This is a genomic window from Mucilaginibacter sp. UR6-1 (assembly GCF_020880975.1).
In the GTDB taxonomy this organism is placed as follows: Bacteria; Bacteroidota; Bacteroidia; order Sphingobacteriales; family Sphingobacteriaceae; genus Mucilaginibacter.
The window spans coordinates 965,935-990,278 of sequence record NZ_JAJIWP010000003.1 but is presented as its reverse complement, the minus strand read 5'-3'; the positions used below and the strand labels follow the sequence as shown (position 1 = coordinate 990,278).

The window sequence follows — 24,344 nt, the reverse complement described above, 5'->3', positions numbered from 1 at the left end:
CCGTTTTATTATGCTTTAAGGTCGCAGCTACTGCCTGGGGCCTGTGGGGTTTGGTATAATCCGTTCTCAATTATCACCGGGTTAACAAAGTGCTTTTGCAAGTGCGGAATATGCTCTAAAAATAAGGCTTCGTGACCTAATTTGATATGGTTAAATAAAACAAGGTGCTGGTGCAATTGCCCCATATCGCCCACATGGGGTACCACCGGTACGCTATACTTTTTGCAAAGTAAACTAACGGTAATAAATTCACTAACCCCACCCACACGCACCGCATCAACCTGAATAAATGAGGCGGCACCGGTTTGCAGGTAATTTTTAAATATTACCCTGTTAGGCACATGCTCCCCCAAGGCAAGCTTTACCGGGGCAATGGCTTCGGCAAGTGTTTTATGGGCAAGTACATCATCGGGGTGTGTTGGTTCCTCTACCCAGTAAGGGTTCATGCTCTTTAACTCATTACAAATACTGATAGCCTGCGGCAGGTTCCATTGCTGGTTGGCATCCAGCATCACCTTTACAGCATCACCGGCGGTTTCACGTACAATATGCGCCCGGCGTATATCTCTCTGCGGGTCGGCCGAGCCTACCTTCAGCTTCATGGCGGTAAAGCCTTCGGCAACGGCTTTCAGGCAATTCTCGCGTACTTTTTCGTCGCTGTAATTAAACCACCCGATTGACGTATCGTAACCAGGGTAGCCCTGCTGTGTTATCAATTCCCGTTCAGCTAACCCTTTGTGTTGCTCGGTGATGAGTTGTATGGCCTGCCCGGCCGTCAACTCATCTTCCAGGTAACTCAGGTCAAGCGTGTTAACTATTTGTTCGGGAGATAGCTCAGTAAGCAGTTTCCATAGCGGCACGCCACGCTTTTTAGCCCAAAGATCATAACAGGCATTGGTTACCGAGGCCAGCGCCAGATGAACCACCCCTTTGTGCGGCCCCAACCACCTGAACTGCTGCTCATTAGCCAGCTTATTAAACAACACGCCGAAGTTGCTCATCACCTCTTCAATATCTAACCCCTTCAGTTTATCGGCATAAAATTTTGCGGCAGCGCAAACCAGCTCATTACCCTTGCCCAGGGTAAAAGCCAGCCCGGTACCGGTAATACCGCTATCATCATGCAGCAAGGTTACCGCATATGAATATACCGGATCACGATGGATGGCATCACTCCCGGCGTTGCCATCCAACTGATAACGGGCATCTTTTATTTGTATATTTTTAATCATTTAATTAGCGTTAAGCGGTTAATTACTACGGCGATAACCCAGTTCGGCACCACCGCTTACGGGTAATATGCAGCCGGTTATAAATCGGGATGGTGTTGATACCAGGAACAGGCAGGCATCGGCAATTACATCGGCATCAGGGCAATAGCCCAGCAGGTGTATGCTATCCAGGTATTTCTCGATAGATGCTGGGCTGGGCTGCTGTTCGCTCCAACTGCGCAGCATGGGGGTCCACACCCCGGCAGGGGCAATAGCATTTACCCTGATACCATGCGGCGCATAATCAATAGCCATTGATTTGGTGAGCGCGCTTATAGCACCTTTGGTAGCACTGTAAGCCGCGTGTATCTCCTGCCCTATTTCGCCGGCCATACTGCCTGTATTTAAAATATTGCCTTTATGTTTTATAAGCTGATGTATGGTATGGCGCGTGGTATTGAATATACCTTTAACGTTTACATCAAAAAGGCGCTGCCATTCGTCATCTGTAGTTTCGTGCAGGTTTTTTGAGGGATCGGATATACCGGCGTTGTTATGCACCACATCAATACGGCCAAACTTTAACACAGCGGTATCAACCGCCTGCGCTATCTGCTCGGGTACTGATACATCGGCATAAAGGTATAACACATCATCGCCATTAAGCGTAACCGACGCTTTTTGTATGCTTTCACGATTGTTTGATACAATGGCCAGTGCCGCCCCGGCATCGCGGTAAACCTTGGCACATTCAAAGCCAATACCCTCGGTACCGCCGGTTATAAAAACTACCTTATCTTGTAATAACTGCATTGCTATGCGTGGTTTTTAATATTGTTATCATCAAAAAAAGTCAACAAGATTTTAACACGGCCGTGCCATGAGCGCTACTTAAATAATACTTAACTGATTATTATTGGTTTATTAAATTGGTTTGCTGACGGTTTCAAAATAACGGCCTGCCACGAGCATTAAGAATAGAGGATACATTTTTTTTGATGGACAATACCATTCACAAATAGTGGAATTTTCAAACACTATCACTTTTCATAGCTGATATATGCCTAAATAATCCATTTAATTTATAGAATTATCCATTTGATTACAGAGCCGCAGGTATTAGGTTTGGGCGTGCCTGATACAACCAATCGGCTTTATCTATTGCTGTAAAAGCAATAAACCAATTATCCGTATTAACGACAGTAATTACCTATTAAATATTATTTTTATAGAATGAACGCTAACCAACCAATTATCAACTTTAAAACTTTTACAACGCTCGCGCTCGCCCTGGGCATATCCTGCACCGCATGGGCCCAGGATATCACCATACGTGTTGAAACTAAAAACAACGCGCTTGTTTTACAGGTTGACAGTAAAAAAGACGTAGGCACCATCTATCTCGGTAAAAAATTAAGCGATGCCGCGGCATATGCACAAATACCGGCTGTATATAAACAAACTGCTGATTATACCGACAATACCTCAAACTCAGCTTATTCAACCTCCGGCTCGCGCGGATATTTTGAACCGGCCATTACCGTAACCCATGCCGACGGCAACAACTCGCTCGACCTGCGGTATGTGAGTCATAAAGTAAGCAAGGTTGATGCTAATGTATCGCTGTTAAGCGTGGTGCTTAAAGATCCGGTTTACAATTTTGAGGTTACCCTTTACTATAAATCATACTTTAACGAGGATGTAGTTGAGCAATGGAGCAGTATTAAACATACCGAAAAGAGCAATGTGGTGCTGCAAAAATTCGCTTCGGCCAACCTGTATTTAAAGGCGTCTAAATACTACCTTACCCAATACCACGGCGATTGGGCCAAAGAGATGCAACCCGAAGAAAGCCTGATTACCCACGGCATCAAAACTTTGGATACCAAGCTGGGCACAAGGGCTAACCTGTTTCAGCCATCGGTTTTCATGGTATCGTTAGATAAACCGGCTACCGAAGACGAAGGAACTGTGCTGTACGGCTCGGTGGAGTGGAGCGGAAACTTCCGTACCGACCTGGAACTGGATAACCAGGATAACCTGCGCATTATAGCCGGTGCCAATAATTATGCATCAGCCTATACCTTAAAACCCAACGAGGTGTTTACCACGCCTGCCTTTTTATATACCATGAGCGATAAGGGCAAGGGTGATGCCAGCCGAAAATTGCAGCACTGGGCGCGCAACTACCGCATACTGGATGGCAACGGTAACCGCCTTACCCTGTTAAACAATTGGGAAGCCACCTACTTTGATTTTGAGGAACAAAAGCTTTTTGAACTGATAAAAGACACCAAAAAGCTTGGCGTTGATATGTTTTTGCTTGATGACGGCTGGTTTGCCAACAAATATCCGCGCAATGGCGACAATGCAGGTTTAGGCGACTGGCAAGAGAATAAAAAGAAACTGCCGAACGGTGTGGCATCATTAGTAAAAGAAGCATCAGCAAACGGGGTTAAGTTTGGTATTTGGCTGGAGCCTGAAATGGTTAACCCTAAAAGCGAGCTGTATGAGAAGCACCCTAACTGGGTAATTAAACAGCCAAAACGTGCCGAACATTACTTTCGTAATCAGTTGGTGCTTGACCTGGCCAACCCGGAGGTGCAGAACTTTGTTTTCAGCATTGTGGATGACTTGTTTACCAAAAATCCTGACCTGGCTTATATCAAATGGGATTGTAACGCGGTGATATTTAATGCTTACTCGGCACACCTAAAAAACCAGTCGCATTTTTATATTGAGTACATGCGCGGGCTTTATAAGGTATTGGAGCGTATACGTGCTAAATACCCTAAAGTACCCATGATGTTATGTTCAGGTGGTGGCGGCCGTGTTGATTATGCCGCTTTGAAATACTTTACCGAGTTTTGGCCGAGCGATAATACCGATCCGCTGGAAAGGATCTTCATTCAATGGGAATACTCTTACTTCTACCCTGCCATTACCAGCTCAAATCACGTAACCGATTGGGGCAAGCAGCCTATAAAATTCCGTGTGGATGTAGCTATGATGGGTAAACTGGGTTTTGATATTGTGGTAAGCAAGCTCAGCGGCGATGAACTCAAATTTTGCCAGGATGCTATCAAAAATTATAACCAGTTAAAAGATATCATCTGGCATGGTGAACAATACCGTTTGGCTGATCCGCGCAAAAACAGTGTAGCCTCAATTATGTATATTGATGAGGCGAAAAGCAGCGGCGTAATGTTCAATTACCTGGTGAACAATCGTTATGACGAAGGCAGCAAACTACCGATAAAACTTAAAGGCCTGGATGCGGCAAAGCGTTATACTTTAAAGGAGATCAACCTGTACCCGGGCAGTAATTCATCGCCGGATGCGACGAAAACCTATAGCGGCGAATTCCTGATGACCATTGGTTACAATCCCGATGTTAAAGCCGGGCGTAACAGCGTGGTACTGCAAATTAACGAAGCGAAATAACCCAAACCCTATACTACAAAAAAGGCCGGATGTTTACACATCCGGCCTTTTTATTATTTGTTAGTTAAGTGGTTAAGCTGCAACTACAGGTTTTGATACGATTGAAGTACCATCGCCGGTTAATACCACGTACGTGGTAAGCGGTTTGCCCATAGCGGCTTCATATTTAGGTGCCAGGTCTGTAGCTATTCTGTCTATGGCTTCTTCTTTAATCAGGTTGATAGTGCAGCCGCCAAAGCCGCCACCCATCATACGCGCGCCTAATACATCGGCATCCTCCCTTACCGCATCAACTAAAAAGTCGAGCTCAGGGCAGCTTACATTATATTCTGCCGATAAACCGTGATGTGTAGCATACATCTTTTTACCAAAGGCAATCAGATCGCCGCTACGCAAATCCTCACAACCGGCAAGCAGGCGTGCATTCTCTTCAACCACGTATTTACAACGGGTAAAGGTTGATACGTCAACCGGTTCTACCAGTTCATGCAGCATAGCCATAGTTACATCGCGCAAGCTGTTTACCTGCGGATATTTTTCTTTTACCAGGGCTACGCCTTTTTCGCATTGCTGGCGGCGCTGGTTATATTCAGTTGAGGCCAGGTTGTGTTTTACGTTAGTATTAAACAATACCAGCGCGTAACCTTCCATCTCAATAGGCACATATTTATATTCAATGCTGCGGCAATCCAGTTGGATTAAGTGATTAGCCTTACCAAATAAACTGGCAAACTGATCCATAATGCCACAGGCCACACCGGCGTAGTTATGCTCGGCCCATTGGGCGGTACGAGCTAACTGCTCACGGCTTAAACCCAGGCTAAATAATTCATTCAAAGAGAAAGCCACCGCGCATGATATGCCTGCCGATGATGACATACCCGCACCGATTGGAATATCACCATCAACAGCGATATTAAAACCGGTTACCTTTTTGCCGCCATGTATCAGGCCGTCGGTTACACCTAATACATAATTTGTCCATGAATTTTCGGTTTGCGGGGCAATCTCTGCCAATGGCAAGGTTACCGTTTTATTAAACTGCACCGAGTGCATTACAATATTGCCGGTATTATTAGCGCTTATAGCAACCGTAGCATATTTATTTACTGCGGCAGGCAATACAAAGCCTTCGTTATAATCGGTATGTTCACCCAAAAGGTTAATACGCCCCGGCGATTGCACCACTAAAGGCTCCGCCTCAAAAATACTTTTGAAGATATCTGTTACGGTCATTATAATTGTGTTAACTGTCAAATTTACATATATTTTCAAAATATAAAAATTTAACCATTAAATTTTTCAATCAAGTAATTAACTGATCAATAATACTTTGAGATTGCTAATCTGTTAAAATAATAGTTAAACTGCGCGGGCCATGCGCCCCTATTACCAGCGACTGTTCAATATCAGCGGTTTTTGACGGACCTGCGATAAACGCGGCATAACCGTACTCCACATTGCCTATTAACCGGTAAGCCTGCTGCATTAGCGGCACTATGTTGTTTTTGTTTAACAGTATAACCAGGTGCTGGGTAATAAAGGGCAAAGCACGTGCGCCCATAAGTTCTTCCGTTACCCAAACAGCGCCATTTTCGGCAACGCCAAAGTGGGCTTTTATAATGGCTACATCTACATTTTCAAGCAAGTGCGGATCTCCGGGTTCAATCAACGTGGCATGATCCTGAAATTCAGGAACAGCCGTTATCCATCGCCCTGCCGGCGGCATAATCGATTCGAGATACGCCTTTGCTTCAGTATAATTACTTACCGCGTGCAGCCTGCCGCCAATAAACTCCAATACCTGTTTAAATTTTTCTATCAGATCAACATCTTCAAAGTAGAAGTTAACCTCCTCCGGCAAAGGCTGATATTCAGGTTGGTTTTGCCTGATGGCATTCAATATCTTTTCGCGGCTCATGGTTTTCCTCCTTTCCGGTTCTTTTTATACCAGTCGGTAAATGAGCCTTCGGGTGGCGTTGGCATATCGCGCTGTTTGTACCAGGGGTTAAGGCCATTGTTTACCGCAAACGGAATAAATTTTAAAGCCAACCGGCCAGCCTTACCCGACAGGTTAAATATTGCCGGGGATGATAAAGCCAGGGTCATGCCCTTCATCATGGCTGTTTTGGTTTTGGTGGAGTAACCATTTTTTACGATCACCTGCCGCCATTTATACAACTGATCGTGAATATCGATTTTAACAGGGCATACGTTTGTGCACGACCCGCAAAGCGTTGAAGCGAATGGCAGGTCGGCATATTTTTCCATATCCAGGTTGGGTGCCAGTATAGAGCCAATCGGCCCCGCCACAGCCGTATGGTAACTATGCCCCCCGCTACGGCGGTAAACCGGGCAGGTATTCATACAAGCGCCACAACGTATGCACTTTAATGAGTTACGAAAATCCTCACGGCTTAATTGTATGCTGCGCCCATTATCAACAATTATAATGTGCATTTGCTGGCCGGGGCGCGGCTTTTTAAAATGACTTGAATACGTAGTAATAGGCTGCCCGGTAGCGCTGCGGGTTAGCAGGCGCAGAAATACACTGAGGTGTTTACGCTGCGGGATCAGCTTTTCAAAACCCATGCTTGCTATATGTACATCGGCCAGGTGAGCACCCATATCAGCATTACCTTCGTTGGTGCAAACCACAAACTCGCCTGTTTCGGCAATGGCGAAATTTACGCCGGTTAGCGCGGCACGCCGGGTTAAAAATATTTCGCGCAGGTGTTGTCGGGCGGTTTCGGTCAGTATCTGCGGGTCAGATTCTCCTGCCGCTGTGCCCAGATGCTCATGGAATATATCGCCTATTTCTTCCTTTTTCTTATGGATGCAGGGTAATACGATATGGCTTGGCGGCTCCTTGGCTAACTGAACAATGCGTTCACCCAAATCCGAATCAATTACCTCAACACCATTATCCTGCAAAAAATCATTCAGATGGCATTCCTCTGTAAGCATTGATTTGCTTTTCACCATGCGCTCAATACCTTTTTCTTTCAGGATAGATAATACTATGGCGTTATGCTCGGCAGCATCAGCAGCCCAATGCACTTTGATGCCGTTGGCAAGCGCATTTTCTTCAAACTGCACTAAATAATTGTGCATGTTTGATAGTACGTTATGTTTGATGCGGGATGCTGTTTCACGCAGCAATTCCCAGTCAGGTATGCCATGACTGGCGCGATCACGCTTGGCACGCACAAACCACAAGGTTTCATCGTGCCAGTCTACACGTTCTTCATCGTTATTAAAAACCTGGGCTAATGCCGCGTGATCTTTTGTCAGGCTCATACCATGGCAGCATTTAAAATTTCGGCAATATGCACCACTTTTACCGGGCTTTTCTGGCGTTTCAGGATACCTTCCATATGCATAAGGCAACTCATATCGGCCGCGGTAATATATTCGGCATTGTTTTTTATGTGGTCGGCTACGCGATCCTTTCCCATTTTTACAGATACTGCTTCTTCGGCAACGCAAAACGTACCGCCAAAGCCGCAGCATTCATCGGCACGGGTTAAAGGTACCAACTCAATACCCTCAACCATTTTGAGCAATTGCTCGGGTTTGGAGAAGGCAGGCGCGGTAAGTTCCGTCATTTGGGCGAGTTTGAGGCCGCGCTGCCCATGGCAGCTTTGATGCAGCCCTACCCTATGCGGAAAGCTGGCTTTAATATTATCGACCTTAATGATATCTGTTAAAAACTCGGTTAGCTCATAAATGCGGGAGCGAATATTCTTCGATTCGGCGGGATATCTATCAGAATGTAAATGATCCTTAATGTGCAGCGTACAGCTACCGGATGGGGAAACAATATAATCGTACCCGGCAAAGTTTTGGGTAAACAACTCGTTGGTTGAACCGGTTAAGTGCTCATAACCCGAGTTGGCCATAGGCTGCCCGCAACAGGTTTGGTTTAGCGGATAACCTACCTCAAGCCCCAGTTTTTCCAAAAGCTCCAGTGTATCAATAGCTACCTTGGGGTAAAACTGGTTTATATAGCACGGAACAAATAACCCGACTTTCATCTGCACAAATATTTATGATATTGCCCTGTCTAAATGCACATATCCCCCATCAACATAGATCAATTGCCCGGTGGTATGGCTCGATACCGGTGATAACAGAAACGCTACCGTATTGCCCAGCTCCTCGGTAGTGGTCATGCGGTTACCCAGTGGTATTTTCGAGGTGATCTCTTTTAGTTTTTCCTGCGGATTATCAAGTGTTTGTATCCAGCGCTCGTAAAGCGGGGTATAACACTCGGCAACAACTACGGCATTTACACGGATGTTATGCGGCAATAATTCAACCGCCCATTCGCGGGTAAGCGCGTTACGGCCACCATTAGATGCCGCATAGGCCGATGTACCTCCCTGCCCTGTATCGGCAGTTTTGGAACTGATGTTCACAATGCTACCCTGCGATTTGATGAGGTAAGGGATAGCATAATGCGCCATCATATAATAGTGCACCAGGTTTTTGTGCATCGATTGCATAAATTTTTCGTAACTGCCGTTTTGCAGCCCCACACCATCATTTTCACCGGCATTGTTCACCAGCCCGTCAATACGGCCAAATTCAGCAACAACAGCATCAATGGCTTGCTTGCTGGCAGCAGGGTCTGACAGCTCGGCCACAACCTGAAAGCCTTTGCCACCTGCCGCTTCAATTTCGGCAAGCGTTTTCAGGTTCTCGCCTTCGGTACGGCTAACAATGGCTACTGTGGCACCCTCTTTGGCTAATACCAAAGCAATGCCCTTACCTATGCCCCTGGCTCCGCCGGTTACTATAATAACTTTATCTTTAAGTTGCAGATCCATCAAGGTTCAGCTTTATATATCTAAATTATAAAAATCGGCAGCATTACCGCCCCAAAACAAATCCTGCTCATGCGGGGTAAGTTGCTGCACATACGTTTTCAGGCTTTGTATAACCCGGTTATAGCCACCGGCCAGTAAACTCACCGGCCAGTCTGACCCATACATTACCCTATCTGTGCCAAATGCGGCGAAAACCACATCAAGGTATGGAACAATGTCCTCCAGCTTCCAGTGATACCAATCAGCCTCGGTACAAAAGCCTGATATTTTGCAATATACATTTTTGAAGGATGCTATTGTTTGAATGTCTTTTTTCCATCCATCAATTTCTCCTGACTTGATATTCGGTTTAGCCAGATGATCGACCACAAACTTTTGCTCCGGAAATCCGGCTACCAATTCAATAGCCTCTTTTAGCTGGATGTTACCTATGATGATATCATAAGTATATCCGTGCAGGGCCAGTTTTGATATACCTCGTTTAAACTCAGGCGTAAGCATAAATCCCTCCGGCTCGGGCTGTACAATATGCCTGAAACCCTTTACCAGTTCATACTGCTGATAGTGAGCTAATCTTTCTTCAATATTCTCCGCCTGCAGATCAATCCAGCCAACAATACCTTTAATAAAAGGGTTTGTTTTAGCAAGGTCTAATAAAAATTCATTCTCCGCCTCACTCTGGTCGGCTTGTACCGCTATGCAGCCATCAATATTATTATACTGCAACAGTTCAAACACATCAGCCGGTAAAAAATCGCGTTGAATCACCGCCATATCGTCGGTTATCCAGGCTTCCTTTACCGGGTTATACAACCAGAAATGCTGGTGCGAATCAATTTTTTTCATACGCTACCACTTGCTGCCTTGATGAGCCCAATCCGTCAATACCCAACTCCATCACATCGCCGGGTTTAAGGTACACAGGCGGCTTAAAGCCAAGCCCTACACCTGCCGGAGTTCCGGTAGAGATCACATCGCCCGGCAATAATGTCATGAACTGGCTTACGTATGATACCAGGAAGGGTATGTTAAATATCAGGTTTGAGGTGCTGCCGTTTTGCATGGTTTCGCCATTCACCTTTAGCCACAAGCTAAGGTTATTAATGTCGCTCAGTTCATCCGGCGTAGCTAAAAATGGCCCCATTGGCGCAAAGGTATCACAGCCCTTGCCTTTATCCCAGGTACCGTTACGCTCTAACTGAAACTCACGTTCAGATACATCATTATGCAGTACATAACCTGCTATGTAATCAGCAGCCTCAGCTTCTTCAACATATGATGCTTTTTTGCCTATAACTACTGCCAGCTCCACTTCCCAATCAGTTTTTACCGAGTTTTTAGGGATCACCACATTATCAAAAGGGCCTGTAAGTGAGGTGGTACTTTTAAAAAAGATCACCGGCTCGGGTGGCAGCGGTGCATTGGTTTCGTGCGCGTGATCGGCATAGTTAAGACCGATGCACACTATTTTTGACGGACGGGCTATAGGGCTGCCCAGGCGCTCGTTGTCATCAATTTTTTCAAGCTTATCCTGGTTATCTTTCAGGTAAGCAGCAAGTGCTTCGATGCCGCCATTCTCAAAAAATTGCTCGTGATAATCGTTGCCAAAACCGGCAGTACTATAGTTAACCCCTTCAATTTGTACACCGGTTTTTTCGTGACCGGCGGCACCATATCTAATTAATTTCATATATGCAGATCAGATCTAATTATTTAACGTAATAAAACCACCATCAATCGGGTAATCAGTACCGGTGATAAATCCGGCCTCGTCTGAACATAAATACAGGGCAAGTGAGGCCACCTCATCCGGTTTGGCCATACGGCCTATGGGCTGACTTTTTGATAGTTTTTCAAATATCTCCGCCTGGTTATCCGGGTAGTTTTTGGCGATAAAACCATCTACAAAAGGAGTATGTACCCTTGCCGGGGATATGCTGTTACAGCGAATATTAGCAGCCAGGTAATCGCGCGCAACGGATAACGTCATGGCGAAGATGGCACCCTTGCTCATGGAATAGGCAAACCTGTCGGTAATACCCACATGCGCGGCTATCGAGGCCATATTGAGTATAGCGCCGCCACCATGCTGCTTCATTAATGGTACGGCAGCATATAAACAGTTGTAAGCGCCTTTTATGTTCACCTGGTAAATACGGTCAAAGTCAGCTTCGCTGGTATTTTCCAGATTACCTACGTGAGCAATGCCCGCGTTGTTCACCAGTACATCAACCTTACCAATGCTGTTAAATATCGAAGCTATGGCAGCCTGATCGGTAACGTTACCGGCATGAACCTGCCCTTTGCCACCTGCCACGTTTATCTCGGCAACAACGTCAGCCGCCGCATCGGCATTTAGTTCGATAATATGTACCGCGGCACCTTGCCTGGCAAATAACAATGATATGGCTTTGCCAATACCGCTGCCGCCGCCTGTAATTACCGCTACTTTATTTTGTAAACTGAACATGGTTTATAATTATAATGATACCCCTCTTTTCCAGGGGATAAAATCGTCCTGACCTAATTTTACCGCTTTTGGCGTGATGTTACCGCTGGCTACGTCTATTACATAATTAAGCATACGCTCGGCAGCCTGCGCAATAGTTTCTTCACCCTCAATGATGGTACCACAGTTAATATCAATAATATCGGGCATACGTTTGTATAGCGCGGTATTGGTAGCCACCTTAATAACCGGCGTTACCGGATTGCCTGTTGGCGTACCTAAGCCTGTGGTAAACAACACAATGTTGGCGCCTGATGCTACCTCGGCCGTAGTGCTTTCCACATCGCTGCCGGGTGTGCATAGCAGGTTAAGACCAGGTTTGGTTACCTTCTCCGGATAATCGAGCACGGCGGCTACCGGTGATGTACCACCTTTTTTGGCCGCTCCTGCTGATTTAATAGCATCAGTGATCAATCCGTCCTTTATATTTCCAGGTGACGGGTTGGCGTAAAAGCCGGAACCATCAGCCTCTGCCCGGGCGTTGTAAGTACGCATCAGGTGCATGAATTTTTCGGCCGTTGGTATATCAACACAGCGGTCGCTCAGCTCCTGCTCTACCCCGCACAGTTCCGGAAATTCGGCCAGAATAACGCTGCCGCCCAGACTCACCAGTATATCTGATAAATAGCCCAATGTAGGATTGGCCGAAATACCTGAAAACCCGTCAGAACCACCACACTCCAAACCCACGCAAAGTTTTGACAGCGGTGCGGGTTGCCTTTCGGCCTTATTGGCTTCAATCAGCCCGGCAAAAGTTTGCTTCAGGGCTTGCTGCAATAAGGTACTTTCGGTACCCAACTGCTGTTGCTCTAAAATATATAGCGGTTTGCTAAAGTCAGCATCGCGTTTAGCTATTTCATTACATAAAATACTGGCCTGCGCGTGCTGACAGCCTAAACTTAATACGGTAGCACCTGCTACGTTAGGGTGTGTTATATATCCTGCAAGCAATCCGCAAAGCGCATCCGAGTCGATACGCGTGCCGCCGCAACCCATATCATGATTAATGAATTTTATACCATCAATATTAGGGAACAACTTGTTAGCTGATTTATTTTCAGGAGTCAATTCAAGGTCGGCCTGTAATATTTCCTTTACCGATTGGCCGGTGCGGTACATATCAACCAGTTTATCAACCTCGCTGGTATAACCACGTGGCCTGGTAAAGCCCAGTTTTTCGGTAAGGGCCTCTTTTAGCACGTTGATGTTACGGTTTTCGCAAAACACCAGCGGAATAACAAGCCAGTAATTGCCTGTACCTACCGAGCCATCAGCACGGTGATAGCCCATAAAAGTGCGCCCCTCAAATGCCGACACATCCGGTTTGTGCCATTCGGTTTTACGATCGCCTAAATGATATTCGCCCGCGGCATGTATTACATTATCAACCGTAATTGCGCTACCCTGTGGTATAGGCTGATTTGCTTTACCAACCAGTACGCCGTACATAAATATTTCATCGCCGGCGTTGAGGTTACTTATAGTAAACTTATGCTTGGCAGCAACATTGGTAACCAAAGAAAAATTGTTGCCATTAAATTGTACAGGCGTACCAACGGCAAGGTTGGTAAGGGCAACCAATACATTATCGGCGGGGTGTATTTGTATATAAGTTATATAATTACTGTCGGGCATTTTAGCGTTTTTACTTCAATTCAAATATCTTATCCATCAGCATCCATTTTTCGCCGGGTTTGGCCTGCGGCATGGGTTTCTGGAATTTCCACATCAGGTTTTCCCATTCCTGTACTTTAGGATTGTTCGCATCAGCTTTTGCCTTTGCCTCAAAACTAAAGCTATCATTTGCTTCCACTATCATGAACAGTCTGCTGGCAAAGCGGTATATCTCCATACTTTCAATACCGCTGCCGGTAATACTCTGTAACACCTCGGGCCAAACTTTTTTGTGCCAGTCGTCATAGGCGGCTATCAGTCCCGGATCATCATGCAGATCAATAGTAAGGCAGTATTTTTTCACGTGCTTGTGGATGGTTTAATAATAACCCCGGTTATAAAGGGAGGTTTTATAAAAGTAATGTTACAAATAAAGGTAAAGACATAAATTAAAAATTATTGTTTTTTATCCTATTATTAAGCGATATTGTATTGTATAAGGTTTAGTTTTTGTTTAGCAGGTATTTTACGCTTATTTTATATTTTTATAAACTGATTGTAACAGTAATGAAACCCCAACTATTAAAAGTATCAACCAATATTGTACACTCCTTTAGCGCCCGGCGCGATACGGAACCCGATGTAAACAGCCACTGGCATTATCATCAGGAAGCTGAACTGGTGTACTTTAAAAGTGGCAGCGGCACACAGTTTATAGGCGACAGCATTGAGCACTTTAAAACGGGCGACGTAGTGCTTGTTGGCGCTAACCTGCCCCATTACTGGAAGTTTGATGACGAGTACTTTGCCGGAGGACCATCAACAGCGGATGTATTTGTGGTACATTTTAATGATAACTTTTGGGGCGATGTATTTTTAAACCTGCCCGAGAATAAAGCTATTAAAGATACGCTGGATAATTCAAAAAGGGGCATCAGGCTAACCGGCGGCACGGATGAACAGATAGGCAGGTTGATAGAGAACATCATCTCAAACGAAGGGCCCGCTAAAATAATGCTGCTGATGCAGGTGATCACAGCACTGGGCAGCCACCCGCAACGGCAGGCACTGGCATCCATGGGTTTTCATTACAACTTTCAGGAGGCTGAGAAAGACCGCATTAATGCCATTTACAACTACACCATCGCCAATTTTAAAAATAAAATTAAGCTGGACGAGATAGCCGCCATTGCCAACGTAAGCCCTAATTCCTTTTGCCGGTTCTTTAAATCGCGCAGCCATAAAACTTACTCGCAATTTATAAATGAGATACGCGTGGGGCACGCCTGCAAGCTACTGATAGATAATCAGCTTAATGTTAAGGAGATATGCTATGAAAGCGGCTTTTACAACTTTGCCAGTTTTCATAAATACTTTAAGCAGATAACGGGCAAAAGCCCGTTGGGTTACCAAAAAACCTTTGTGCGCAACTAAGCTGCCGCATACAAAAAATGCCCGCATAAAGCGGGCATTTTCAGTTAAATTGTATAAGGTTGAGGAAAAATCAGATTGTATTTGGCGTATATACTTTTACTACACCATCGTTTTCGCTGCTTACTACCAACAAGCTCTTTTTAGTAGGGCTGTTTTTAGCCGGGATAAACAATACACCTTCGGGCGCATCGCCGCATTTAAAAAATTGCAGGAATGATGGTTTGGTTGGATCGGTAACATCATAAACCGCAACCGCGTCAGCACGTTCCATGCCTACAAAGGCTACAGTTTTGTTACCAACCTTACCAACGGTGATACCTTCAGGCTCCACTGATTTATCATCACTGCGGCCGTCATCATAAGTGTTGGCACCGAAAGCAATGGCCTTAACGTCAAGCTCATTCTTGCTATCAAACACCTGCGCACCGGTACTACCGTTCCATACGCTGAAAGAACGGGCGCCAAATGAGTAAAGTGCTTCATACTTACCATCGCCGTTGGCATCGCCCAAAGTTTTGGTAACGTTTAAACGCCCTAACTGCCCTTCCTTTTGCAGATCGGCAGCATTTGGAAACGCGGCAGCATCAAGTTTTAATTTACTTACACGTTCAGCTTCCTTAAAGGCATCGTACTCACGTGCATCACCTTCGTTAGCGGTGAACAGATACGGGGTGCCATTTGATTCAACCAGGGCAATAGCATCTGGCATATAAATTCCTTTTACATTCCATTTAGCTAAGGCTACGCTATTATCATCTTTATCGCTAACGTTAATCTCATTACCGTCGGCATTATAATCTTTAAACCCGAGCGGAAATATATCGGTAATGGTTTTGGTAGTCAGATTAATTTTGGCTATACCATTATTCTCCTGCAAAGTTACCCAGGCCGTTTTTGAATCTGATGAAACGGTGATATATTCCGGTTCGATGTTCTTAGCAAAATCATTTGTAACACCCGGGCCAAAAATGCGGAAACCTTTGGCAGCAAGTTCAGTTTGTTTGCCTGCAAATGGCGCGAAGTTAAGCGTGGTTACAGCATAATTATTATCAACAGCGATAATAGATACCGAGCCTTCAGGGTCATTGGTAAAATCAGTATTGGGTTCACCTTCATTAGCGGTAATGATGAACTTACCATCGGGTGAAAAGGTAACCATATCCGGCAGTGCGCCTACATCTATCTTTTTGATCTCGGTATAATCGGCGGTTTTAAAAACCGCTACTTTACCGTTGGCCTGTTTATCGGTTGATTCGATAGCGGCGGCAAGCTTGCCATCAAAAACGGCTACACTATTAACCGCGCCGCCGTAAGGCTGCATACTGATAGAATGGATCAGCTTCATGTTTTTAGGATCGCTGAAGTCAAGCACGTCAATGCGGTTAACTTCACCTTTGGTTTCATCGTTATTAACCACAAAAAGGCGGTTGGTTGATGGGTCGAACGCCGAGATCTCGGCAGCGCCCACATCGCCGATATCAATTGAACCAATCTCGGCAAAAGTGGCCGGGTTTTCGTTCACAAAAAATTCCTCTTCGGGTTTTTCAGTTTCAGGTGCGGTTTCGTCTTTTGTACAGCTTGTAAAGCCAATCAGCAATAATGAGATAAATAGTAAAGGATATTTCATAGTTTGAACTTAATGTATAAGCGCCAAAACTATGCGCTGATTATTAAGCTTGTTACTTAATTGCATTAAGGTTTTGTTAACCCATGTTAAGCGTTAACAACCGTGTTTATACGGTAAGGTTAGCGTGTTTACACCTTGGTAATAAAGCGCTTTTTTTGTATATTAGCATTACAATTTTATACCGGTTCACTCCCCCTATTTCTACGTAACCAACCCAAACTTTATAACAATTTTTTTGCAGGGCTTTCCCTGCATATTTTCTGTTTTTGACTTAGATCTCACATAAACACACATCATGACAACAAAATTTGGATTCACCAAAATGGATATCCAGGAATTTGAGGCCTGGATAGACTCGTTAAAGGTTGCGCGCACTGTACTCACCGTGCAACAACACCACACTTACAGCCCTTCATACCAGCTATTTAAAGGCAATAACCACTTTGAGCTGCAAAAGGGCATGCAGGATTATCACATTAACCATAACGGCTGGGCGGCCATAGGGCAGCATTTCACCACCTTTCCGGATGGTGCGATACTTACTGGCAGATCGCTTGAAAAATCTCCCGCCTGCATAACCGGCCAAAACGCCAATGCCATTTGTATAGAAAACCTGGGGAACTTTGATACCGGAAAAGACAGCATGACCGTTGAACAGCGTGATACCATTGTACGCATAACCGCTAAGCTTTGTACCCGCTTTAGCTTACCGGTAAATACCAATTCAATTGTTTACCACCATTGGTTTGACCTTACCAGCGGCCAGCGTAACAACGGCACCAAAAACAATAAAAGCTGCCCCGGTACGGCCTTTTTTGGCGGCAATAAGGTAAGCGATTGCGAGAATAATTTTTTGCCCCTGGTAGCAGTACTTACACAGCCAACGCCGCAAATAACAGGGCAAATTATTAAGTACGCTATGGTAACCGCAAGCTCGCTCAATATACGCACCAGGCCCGATCCGTCGAGCGCTAAGGCAAATGACAGGGCTGCTGCCACATTAGGTGCCGTATTACGCGTTTACGAGGAGAAAAGCGGTTGGTACCGCATATCAGCAAGCCAGCAGCACTGGGTAGCCGCCAAATTTACCGCCGGGGTTAAACATGCCACTGTTACAGCCAACACGCTCAACGTGCGTACCGGCCCCGGCACATCGTTTGAAAAGGTGGGCGCTTATACCAAAGGGCAGGAACTATTCATCGTTGAGCAAAAAAATAAATGGAGCCGCATTGGTATGGACAACAAATGGGTGAGTAATGATTTTTTAGCTTTTGATTAAGCTTACTTAAACTTCAGTCCCCTGGGCTCGGGTGGTAATGGTATAAAATCCGTTTCGCCGGGCACAGGGGCAAACTCCTGATCACGCCATTTTTGCTTAGCCCGTTCTATAAGCTCCTGGCTGGTGGCCACAAAGTTCCAGTAAATAAAGCGGCCCTCCGGGAAAGGTTCACCACCAAAAAAGTAAATGGTGGTACCCGCGGCCATGGTAAACTCGCAAAGCCGGCTGTTTTTGGCCACCAGTAATTCTTTAGGCTGATAGGTTGTGCCTTCGCTTTCTATACTTCCTTCTAAAATATAAAGCCCGCATTCACCATAAAGTTCGGCACCTATTTTAACGGTTTGCCTGCCGTTACTTTTTAACTCTAAAAAATACAGCGGACTGTATACCGGCACCGGAGATGCTTTGCCAGCAAACCTACCCGCTATCAGTTTATAATTTACACCGCCATGCTCCCACTCAGGCAACACATCAGCTTCGGCATGGTAAAACTCCGGCTCCATTTGCTCCAGGTGTTTGGGCAGGGCTACCCATATCTGCAAACCGTGCAACTGTTTTTCGGATGTGCGCAGGTATTCGGGCGTACGTTCGGAGTGGGCTATACCTTTGCCCGCTGTCATCCAGTTTACCTGGCCGGGTTTTATCTCCATCTCCGAGCCCATACCGTCCTTATGCATAATAGCGCCCTCAAACAAATATGTAAGCGTTGACAGGCCAATGTGCGGATGCGGCGCGATATCAATATTTTGATAACCGCTCAGCCTGGCAGGCCCCATGTGATCGATAAAGATAAAAGGCCCTACCATGCGTTTACTGCTGAAGGGCAACAGGCGGCCAACTAAAAAGTTACCAATGTCGCGCGGGCGCTCTTCAATAATCAGGCTGATGTTTGACATAAATGTGCAGATATATTTACCCTGGTAATTTACAAATTTAACAAAAGCGTTTGGGTTGGTTTTTTGTAATATTGACCGCATTAACGTTATGCTTACACAAGGCGAACTCATTAAACATATCTCGGCCACCATTGGCAAAGCCAGGGTATTATCGCTCACAGCACTTATGCGCGAGCATAAATTTCCGTTGCCGGAACTGATAGATATTACGTTTCATCATGATAAAAATATCGCCTTCAGGGCATCATGGCTGCTGGAGAACCTCGTCATCGCAAATGCTGATGAACTTATAAATGAATTACATTATTTGTTTCAACGGTTTGCTGACGTTAAATACCCCAGCAGCCAGCGGCATTATGCCAATACTATCATACGGCTTACCGGCTCAAAGGCATCTGCAAAGGTTAAAGAAAAATTAGCAAGACTTAACCTGGAACCGGTAGTTGAAAAGCTTTTTGACTGGCTGATAGATCCTGAAATACTTGTAGCGGTAAAAGCCTCATCAGCCGAAGCATTGCTCAATCTTTGTAACCGTTATAACTGAATAGCCGATGAACTTGCCAACCAAATGGAATTTTTAATGCGCGACGGCACTGCCGCCATACAAACCCGCGGAAAAATGATACTAAAAAAACTCAATGCACGTAAAACAAAATAGCGACGGATATTAAATCCGTCGCTATTTTTTAGTAAAGCTTAATTTTGTTATTTCGGCTCCTGTTTGGGGCATTAAGCTTTAGGCCTGTCCTCACCGTGTAAGTTATCACTCACCTGGTTATGGTGCAGCTTGGCTAAAAGCGCACCACTGGCATTATCGGCATAAACACCATAAGCGTTTACCAAAACACCTTTCAGGTTATATTTTTCGGAACTGATGGCATACACAATCGATGTATCTGATGGGCTACTTGGCCCTTCAAAACGATAAAACTCGTCTATCTCAAACTCATCAGGCAGCATTTCAAGGCCGCGTTCCTTATCATTTACTGAGTCTTCATCCATACTCAGATTGGCTGTATATCCCCTTTTTAAAAGGTCGTTAGTAGCATCCACTAAAGTTTCGTAATTTTCCATGGCGATGTATATTTGGTGATAAATATGCAGCCTGGTTGCGGGCTGCTTTTATAACACTATAACCTGTTTACTACGCCGCTTGTTTTAGTTTTTTGCTACTAAATTGATGTTTATTAAATAGTATCTCACTAAATTGTGCAAGCTAAACTATTCCTTTTTTTTGCTTGCAGGCTCAACTTCCGGATGCGCGTTCCCCCTGTGGCAGCTATTGCAGTTCACACCTTCCTCAGCCATCATACCCAGTTCATTCTTTTTGGCATGAAAGTATTTTTTATTAAGCATGGCCGTCATTTTATACATGCTGCGGGCCATTTCCTTTTCGGGTTTGGCATCACTCGCCCAATCCATCTTACGGGTGGCTGTATCGCGCACGTGGCAAAAACTACAGCGCACCCCCAGGGCATGCTCCCACTCTTCCATCACCTCGTGCATTTGGTCTTCGGTAATGTTTTTGGGTAATACTTTAAGGTTTTTGAACTTTTTTTCTTCGGCGGGTGCTTCGCTTTTAAACGACATCATGGACGTAGCGGCAACAACCGCCAGTAAACCAATAGTGATAAATGTTTTTTTGCTGATAAACATATTAGGGTGTGATTGAGCAGTAAATATAGTAAGCCGCCCGAAATTTTAAGCCCGATATCGTAAATATACCAACACTGTTACACAGGCTGATGCTGCTTTAACATCTGCCCGCTCAGTTGCCAAAGTTTTTCCCCGGCGGCATCATCATTGGCTGCTGAGGATACCTTGGCTGGGTTGCGCTTTTTAAAATACATGCCGCTTTTAGTATGCAAGCCGCTTTGGGTGGCCAAATAAACCGGTGTTTGCGCACCTTGTTCGGCAGTGATCATAAACGGCCGGGCCAGCGAAAGCAAAAAGCCTGTGATGCCACCTGTACCTGCACCAAACGATGTATTTACCACGCCCGGATGAACCGCGAAGGCGGTAATACCTTTATCCTTATACTTTTCAGCCACTGACTTGGTGAAATAAACATTGAACAGTTTGGCCACAGCATAAACCTTCATAGGCGAGTACGCCTTTTCACTGTTAATATCATCAAAATTAGCCTTACCAATACGATGCGCTTCTGAACTGAGGCTGATTATACGGGCCTGCCCTTTCACTAATAATGGCAACAGGTGATGAAACAGGGCAAAATGCCCTAAGTGGTTTACGGCTAAGGTCATCTCTAATCCATCCTTACTTACCTCCCGCTGCGGAAACATTCCACCGGCATTATTTATAAGCACATTAATAGCAAACAGCCTGCTTTTAAGTTTCTCCGCGGCGGCATATACACTATGCAGATCAGCCAGATCACACTTAACGCAAAATATCTCCTTGTTGCCCGTTTGTTCGGTAAGTTGCCTGGCCAGTTCATCGCCGCGCACCATATCCCGAACTAACAGATACAGGCCATGCCCTTTTTTAGCCAGCGCGAGCGCGGTTTCTTTACCAATGCCTGATGTTGCACCGGTGATAATGGTAGTTATTGCAGCCAATTAATTGTGATTAGTGTATAATTAGTAAATATAGTGCATAGCTAAACTTAACTGGCCTGCGCCAGTTTTTCATTTTCAAGTATACTCAATAATGCCTTTTCAGCGGTTCGTAGTTCAGACGCTTTTTCTTCTTTATCTTCATCTAAATGACCAATGTATTTAAAGAGCGTTCCGTCCTCGTAAGTTTTTATTACCAGCGGATGCACATAATATTTTTTGCAAACGGTACGGGTGTTACCTAAAACTACGGCCACTTCATCCAGTACGCTTACAATCTTCTTTTTACAGTCAGTCGCGTTATCATACTCACCGGCCTCCTTAAAGGCGAACAAGGCGCTCACGCTGCCTGCCCAGGTACGAAAATCTTTGGCGGTAAAATCCTCACCGGTAATATTTTTAAGGTAGGTATTTATATCGCCCGAATCAATAGTGCAGCGTTTACCTTCGTCATCATAAAACTGAAACAGCTCCTTACCCGGAATATCCCGACATTGTTTAACCAGCCGTGCCAGCTTTTTACTTTGCAGCGATATTTTTTGGTACACGCCCTTTTTGCCCTTAAACTCAAAACGCATGTTCGAGCCTTCTATCTTTACGTGCTTATCCTGCAAGGTAGTTAGGCCGAAAGACCCGTACAGCTTTTTATAGGATTCATTACCCACGCGTATGCTCGTCAGTTCCATTAACCGTACAACCAGCGCCACCACCTTATCATAACCGAGGTTTCGGCGTGCCAGGTCTTTGTCTACCTGTTCGCGGATGGCGGGCAGATGTGCCGCGAAAGTTTGCAGGCGATAGTATTTTGATTGATTGCGGATCTTATTCCATTCAGGATGATAGCGGTACTGTTTGCGCCCGGCGGCATCAACGCCGGTAAACTGGAGGTGCCCGTTCTCCTGCGGCGATATCCAAACATTGGTATATGCGGGCGGTATTACCAGCCTGGTAAACCGTGCTATCAGTTCCTTATCTTTAACCAAAGTACCATCGGCATCATAAAAACTCCAACCCTTGCCTGATTTTTTGCGGGTATATCCCGGCATGGTATCGGTTACGTAACGTAAACCTACGGCTTTGGCGGTTACCTTAGGGTCGCGACCGATTTTTTCGAGTTTTTTTTGAAGGCGGTTCATATCAGTGTATTGCGTAACAACAATGCTGAAGATTTTAAGTTTGCCAACTATACTCGTGTTTAAGTACATCTGCAATAAACAACAAAGGCCATGCTTACGCATGGCCTTAAAATAATTTATTATATATTAAGCTTATAACTCTCTAACCCAAATATTCCTGAAACTTAGCGGCTCGCTTGGGTCGCCGTGTGCTTGCAGGTAAATTGGTGCCGCACCATGCTTTTGGTACGATGGTTTGCCAATATATTGGGTTGGGCCTAACAGTTCGGTATGATTTTGTACCAGTACCCCGTTCAGGAAAGCCGTAACATAGGCCTTGGTTTTCACGCTGCCATCCTCGTTAAAGGTTGGCGCGGTCCAGATCACATCGTAGGTTTGCCACTCGCCCGGTTTGCGGGTTGGGTTAACCAGCGGCGGAAATTGCTTATAAATACTACCGGCCTGACCGTTAACGTATGTTTTATTATTGTATGAGTCGAGCACTTGTAACTCGTAACCTGCATCGCCTTTGCCTATTGAGGCTAAGAAGATACCACTGTTACCCCTGCCCTGCCCTGTGCCGGTAATATTAGCAGGCACACGCCATTCAACGTGCAGTTGGTAATTGGTGAATTTACGTTTGGTTACTATGCCCCCTTCGCTTTTTTTCACAGTAAGGGCACCACCAGCCACATCCCATTTAGCGGGTTTGCTGTTATCATCGGCTGATGCCCATTCGTTAAGGTTCTTTCCGTCAAACAGCACAATAGCGTCTGATGGTGCTTCGGCGGTAGTTTTTCCCGGTGTAACCACTTTAGGTACAGGCTCCCAAACCTCGGTATCCTCGGGTTTGGCGTTTTGCGCAAATGCCGATACGCTGCCAAAAGCAAGCAGCAGTGTCAGTATAGTTTTATTATTCACAGTAATTGGTTTTTTATATAGATAATGTTTTTACGTATGAAATGCTTTCGCCAATGCTCACGTAAGGATCAATATTGGTAAAGTTTTCCTGCTCAACTATAAAGTGTTTTACACCCGCTTTTTGTGCAGCGGCAAAAATCGCTTTATAGTCTATTAACCCTTTGCCCACCTCTGTGTTAAGCTCTTTGTTAGCTTTATCGGCATCCTTTACATGCACAAGTTTAAACCTGTTCGGGTTTTCGTTAAGCATTTTAACCGGATCAAGATTTGAACGGTAAACCCAGTACAGGTCAAGCTCAAGGGTAACAAGGTTAACATCAGTTTCCTTTAACAATACATCATAAAATGAGGTATCGCCAACCGGTTTCCACTCAAAGTTGTGGTTATGGTAACCAAATTTAAGTCCGGCTTTTTTTACCATTTCACCGGCCTTATTGAATTTTTGCGCCATAGCTTTGCACTTGTCAACCGTATCAATCAGTTCGCCGCCCATCCATGGTAATATCACGTAGGTTGAACCGATGATCTTAGCAGCCTCAATGGCTTCATTGATCTCTTTATCGCTACCATCACGGAAGTATGATTCGATACCGTAATGCCCGCTTGGCGAAACCAGTCCGTTAGCTTTCAGCAACTGACCGTAAGCTTTGGCATCTAAACCCCAAAACCCATTTTGTTTGGAGTAACCATAGGTTTCAACCTCTTTATAACCCGCTTTGGCAATCTTTTCGGTAACGCCTTTTACGTCTTTTGGCAGGTAATCGCGCAGGCTGTAAAGTTGTAAACCAACTTTACTTACACCCTTGGCCGATGACAGATCGGGCCTTAAAAGCATGGCCGCGCCCAGTAAACCGGCCTGACCTAAAAATATACGTCTGTTTGTCAT

General features: G+C 45.1%; 24 protein-coding genes. 4 read left to right on the top strand and 20 right to left on the bottom strand.

The genetic code is table 11. The features are described 5' to 3' along the window. Window positions 1-8: 8 nt before the first annotated feature. Window positions 9-1,232, bottom strand: a complete 1,224-nt coding sequence (locus LJ707_RS14860) for an enolase C-terminal domain-like protein (protein WP_228952344.1) — start codon at window positions 1,230-1,232, stop codon at window positions 9-11. Window positions 1,233-1,250: 18 nt separating this feature from the next. Next, window positions 1,251-2,024 (bottom strand): SDR family NAD(P)-dependent oxidoreductase, encoded by a 774-nt coding sequence (locus LJ707_RS14855; protein WP_228952342.1) that lies wholly within the window; start codon window positions 2,022-2,024, stop codon window positions 1,251-1,253. A gap of 420 nt (window positions 2,025-2,444) precedes the next feature. On the opposite strand from LJ707_RS14855, the gene LJ707_RS14850 reads away from it, so the two are divergent. Continuing rightward, window positions 2,445-4,655, top strand: coding sequence for an alpha-galactosidase (locus LJ707_RS14850; RefSeq protein WP_228952340.1), 2,211 nt, complete (start codon window positions 2,445-2,447; stop codon window positions 4,653-4,655). Between the two features lie 72 nt (window positions 4,656-4,727). On the opposite strand, the gene galK is transcribed toward LJ707_RS14850, so the two are convergent. The 10 genes from galK to LJ707_RS14800 form a co-directional block, all read right to left on the bottom strand. Then, on the bottom strand, window positions 4,728-5,891 hold the full coding sequence (gene galK / locus LJ707_RS14845) for a galactokinase (protein WP_228952338.1): 1,164 nt from the start codon (window positions 5,889-5,891) through the stop codon (window positions 4,728-4,730). A gap of 106 nt (window positions 5,892-5,997) precedes the next feature. Next, window positions 5,998-6,576, bottom strand: coding sequence for an LUD domain-containing protein (locus tag LJ707_RS14840; protein WP_228952336.1), 579 nt, complete (start codon window positions 6,574-6,576; stop codon window positions 5,998-6,000). Beyond that, window positions 6,573-7,955 carry a lactate utilization protein B gene (locus LJ707_RS14835; protein ID WP_228952334.1) on the bottom strand — a complete coding sequence of 461 codons (1,383 nt, stop codon included), beginning with the start codon at window positions 7,953-7,955 and terminating at the stop codon, window positions 6,573-6,575. The genes LJ707_RS14840 and LJ707_RS14835 overlap by 4 nt, the downstream gene beginning before the upstream one ends. Further along, the gene (locus LJ707_RS14830) at window positions 7,952-8,692 is read right to left on the bottom strand and encodes a (Fe-S)-binding protein (RefSeq protein WP_228952332.1); all 741 of its coding nucleotides are present in this window, start codon (window positions 8,690-8,692) and stop codon (window positions 7,952-7,954) included. Before LJ707_RS14830 ends, LJ707_RS14835 begins: the two co-directional genes overlap by 4 nt. A 12-nt stretch (window positions 8,693-8,704) precedes the next feature. Beyond that, entirely contained in the window at window positions 8,705-9,487 is a 783-nt protein-coding gene (locus LJ707_RS14825; RefSeq protein WP_228952331.1) for an SDR family oxidoreductase, read from the bottom strand. Window positions 9,488-9,499: 12 nt separating this feature from the next. Continuing rightward, entirely contained in the window at window positions 9,500-10,333 is an 834-nt protein-coding gene (locus tag LJ707_RS14820) for an amidohydrolase (RefSeq protein WP_228952330.1), read from the bottom strand. Beyond that, window positions 10,320-11,177 carry a fumarylacetoacetate hydrolase family protein gene (locus LJ707_RS14815; RefSeq protein WP_228952329.1) on the bottom strand — a complete coding sequence of 286 codons (858 nt, stop codon included), beginning with the start codon at window positions 11,175-11,177 and terminating at the stop codon, window positions 10,320-10,322. The genes LJ707_RS14820 and LJ707_RS14815 overlap by 14 nt, the downstream gene beginning before the upstream one ends. Before the next feature lie 15 nt (window positions 11,178-11,192). Then, a complete protein-coding gene (locus LJ707_RS14810) occupies window positions 11,193-11,957 on the bottom strand; it encodes an SDR family NAD(P)-dependent oxidoreductase (RefSeq protein ID WP_228952328.1) in 765 nt (254 codons plus the stop codon). A 9-nt stretch (window positions 11,958-11,966) separates the two neighbouring features. Beyond that, window positions 11,967-13,631: a UxaA family hydrolase gene (locus tag LJ707_RS14805; RefSeq protein WP_228952327.1), complete on the bottom strand. Its 1,665-nt coding sequence runs from the start codon at window positions 13,629-13,631 to the stop codon at window positions 11,967-11,969. Between the two features lie 10 nt (window positions 13,632-13,641). Beyond that, on the bottom strand, window positions 13,642-13,974 hold the full coding sequence (locus LJ707_RS14800) for an L-rhamnose mutarotase (protein WP_228952325.1): 333 nt from the start codon (window positions 13,972-13,974) through the stop codon (window positions 13,642-13,644). A gap of 203 nt (window positions 13,975-14,177) precedes the next feature. Here LJ707_RS14800 and LJ707_RS14795 point away from each other — a divergent pair, with 203 nt between their 5' ends. Then, a complete protein-coding gene (locus LJ707_RS14795; protein ID WP_228952323.1) occupies window positions 14,178-15,044 on the top strand; it encodes an AraC family transcriptional regulator in 867 nt (288 codons plus the stop codon). A gap of 70 nt (window positions 15,045-15,114) precedes the next feature. Here the strand turns inward: LJ707_RS14795 and LJ707_RS14790 are convergent, their stop codons facing one another. Next, a complete protein-coding gene (locus LJ707_RS14790; protein ID WP_228952322.1) occupies window positions 15,115-16,671 on the bottom strand; it encodes a choice-of-anchor I family protein in 1,557 nt (518 codons plus the stop codon). Window positions 16,672-16,966: 295 nt separating this feature from the next. Between LJ707_RS14790 and LJ707_RS14785 the strand changes: the two genes are divergently transcribed. After that, window positions 16,967-17,950, top strand: coding sequence for an SH3 domain-containing protein (locus LJ707_RS14785; RefSeq protein WP_228952321.1), 984 nt, complete (start codon window positions 16,967-16,969; stop codon window positions 17,948-17,950). 2 nt (window positions 17,951-17,952) lie between these two features. Here the strand turns inward: LJ707_RS14785 and LJ707_RS14780 are convergent, their stop codons facing one another. Beyond that, complete coding sequence (locus LJ707_RS14780) at window positions 17,953-18,846, bottom strand: pirin family protein (protein ID WP_228952319.1); 894 nt, start codon at window positions 18,844-18,846, stop codon at window positions 17,953-17,955. An 88-nt stretch (window positions 18,847-18,934) separates the two neighbouring features. On the opposite strand from LJ707_RS14780, the gene LJ707_RS14775 reads away from it, so the two are divergent. After that, window positions 18,935-19,390 carry a hypothetical protein gene (locus tag LJ707_RS14775; protein WP_228952317.1) on the top strand — a complete coding sequence of 152 codons (456 nt, stop codon included), beginning with the start codon at window positions 18,935-18,937 and terminating at the stop codon, window positions 19,388-19,390. Between the two features lie 185 nt (window positions 19,391-19,575). Here the strand turns inward: LJ707_RS14775 and LJ707_RS14770 are convergent, their stop codons facing one another. The 6 genes from LJ707_RS14770 to LJ707_RS14745 all read right to left on the bottom strand — a co-directional run bounded on the left by LJ707_RS14770 (window position 19,576) and on the right by LJ707_RS14745 (window position 24,344). Next, window positions 19,576-19,920: a phosphoribosylpyrophosphate synthetase gene (locus tag LJ707_RS14770; RefSeq protein ID WP_228952315.1), complete on the bottom strand. Its 345-nt coding sequence runs from the start codon at window positions 19,918-19,920 to the stop codon at window positions 19,576-19,578. A gap of 147 nt (window positions 19,921-20,067) precedes the next feature. Beyond that, window positions 20,068-20,502: a c-type cytochrome gene (locus LJ707_RS14765; protein ID WP_228952312.1), complete on the bottom strand. Its 435-nt coding sequence runs from the start codon at window positions 20,500-20,502 to the stop codon at window positions 20,068-20,070. 77 nt (window positions 20,503-20,579) lie between these two features. Next, window positions 20,580-21,425: an SDR family oxidoreductase gene (locus LJ707_RS14760; protein WP_228952305.1), complete on the bottom strand. Its 846-nt coding sequence runs from the start codon at window positions 21,423-21,425 to the stop codon at window positions 20,580-20,582. Window positions 21,426-21,472: 47 nt separating this feature from the next. Beyond that, window positions 21,473-22,558, bottom strand: a complete 1,086-nt coding sequence (locus LJ707_RS14755) for a DNA topoisomerase IB (RefSeq protein ID WP_228952303.1) — start codon at window positions 22,556-22,558, stop codon at window positions 21,473-21,475. 132 nt (window positions 22,559-22,690) lie between these two features. Next, window positions 22,691-23,458, bottom strand: a complete 768-nt coding sequence (locus LJ707_RS14750; RefSeq protein ID WP_228952301.1) for a DUF1080 domain-containing protein — start codon at window positions 23,456-23,458, stop codon at window positions 22,691-22,693. Window positions 23,459-23,471: 13 nt separating this feature from the next. Beyond that, window positions 23,472-24,344, bottom strand: coding sequence for a sugar phosphate isomerase/epimerase (locus LJ707_RS14745; protein ID WP_228952299.1), 873 nt, complete (start codon window positions 24,342-24,344; stop codon window positions 23,472-23,474).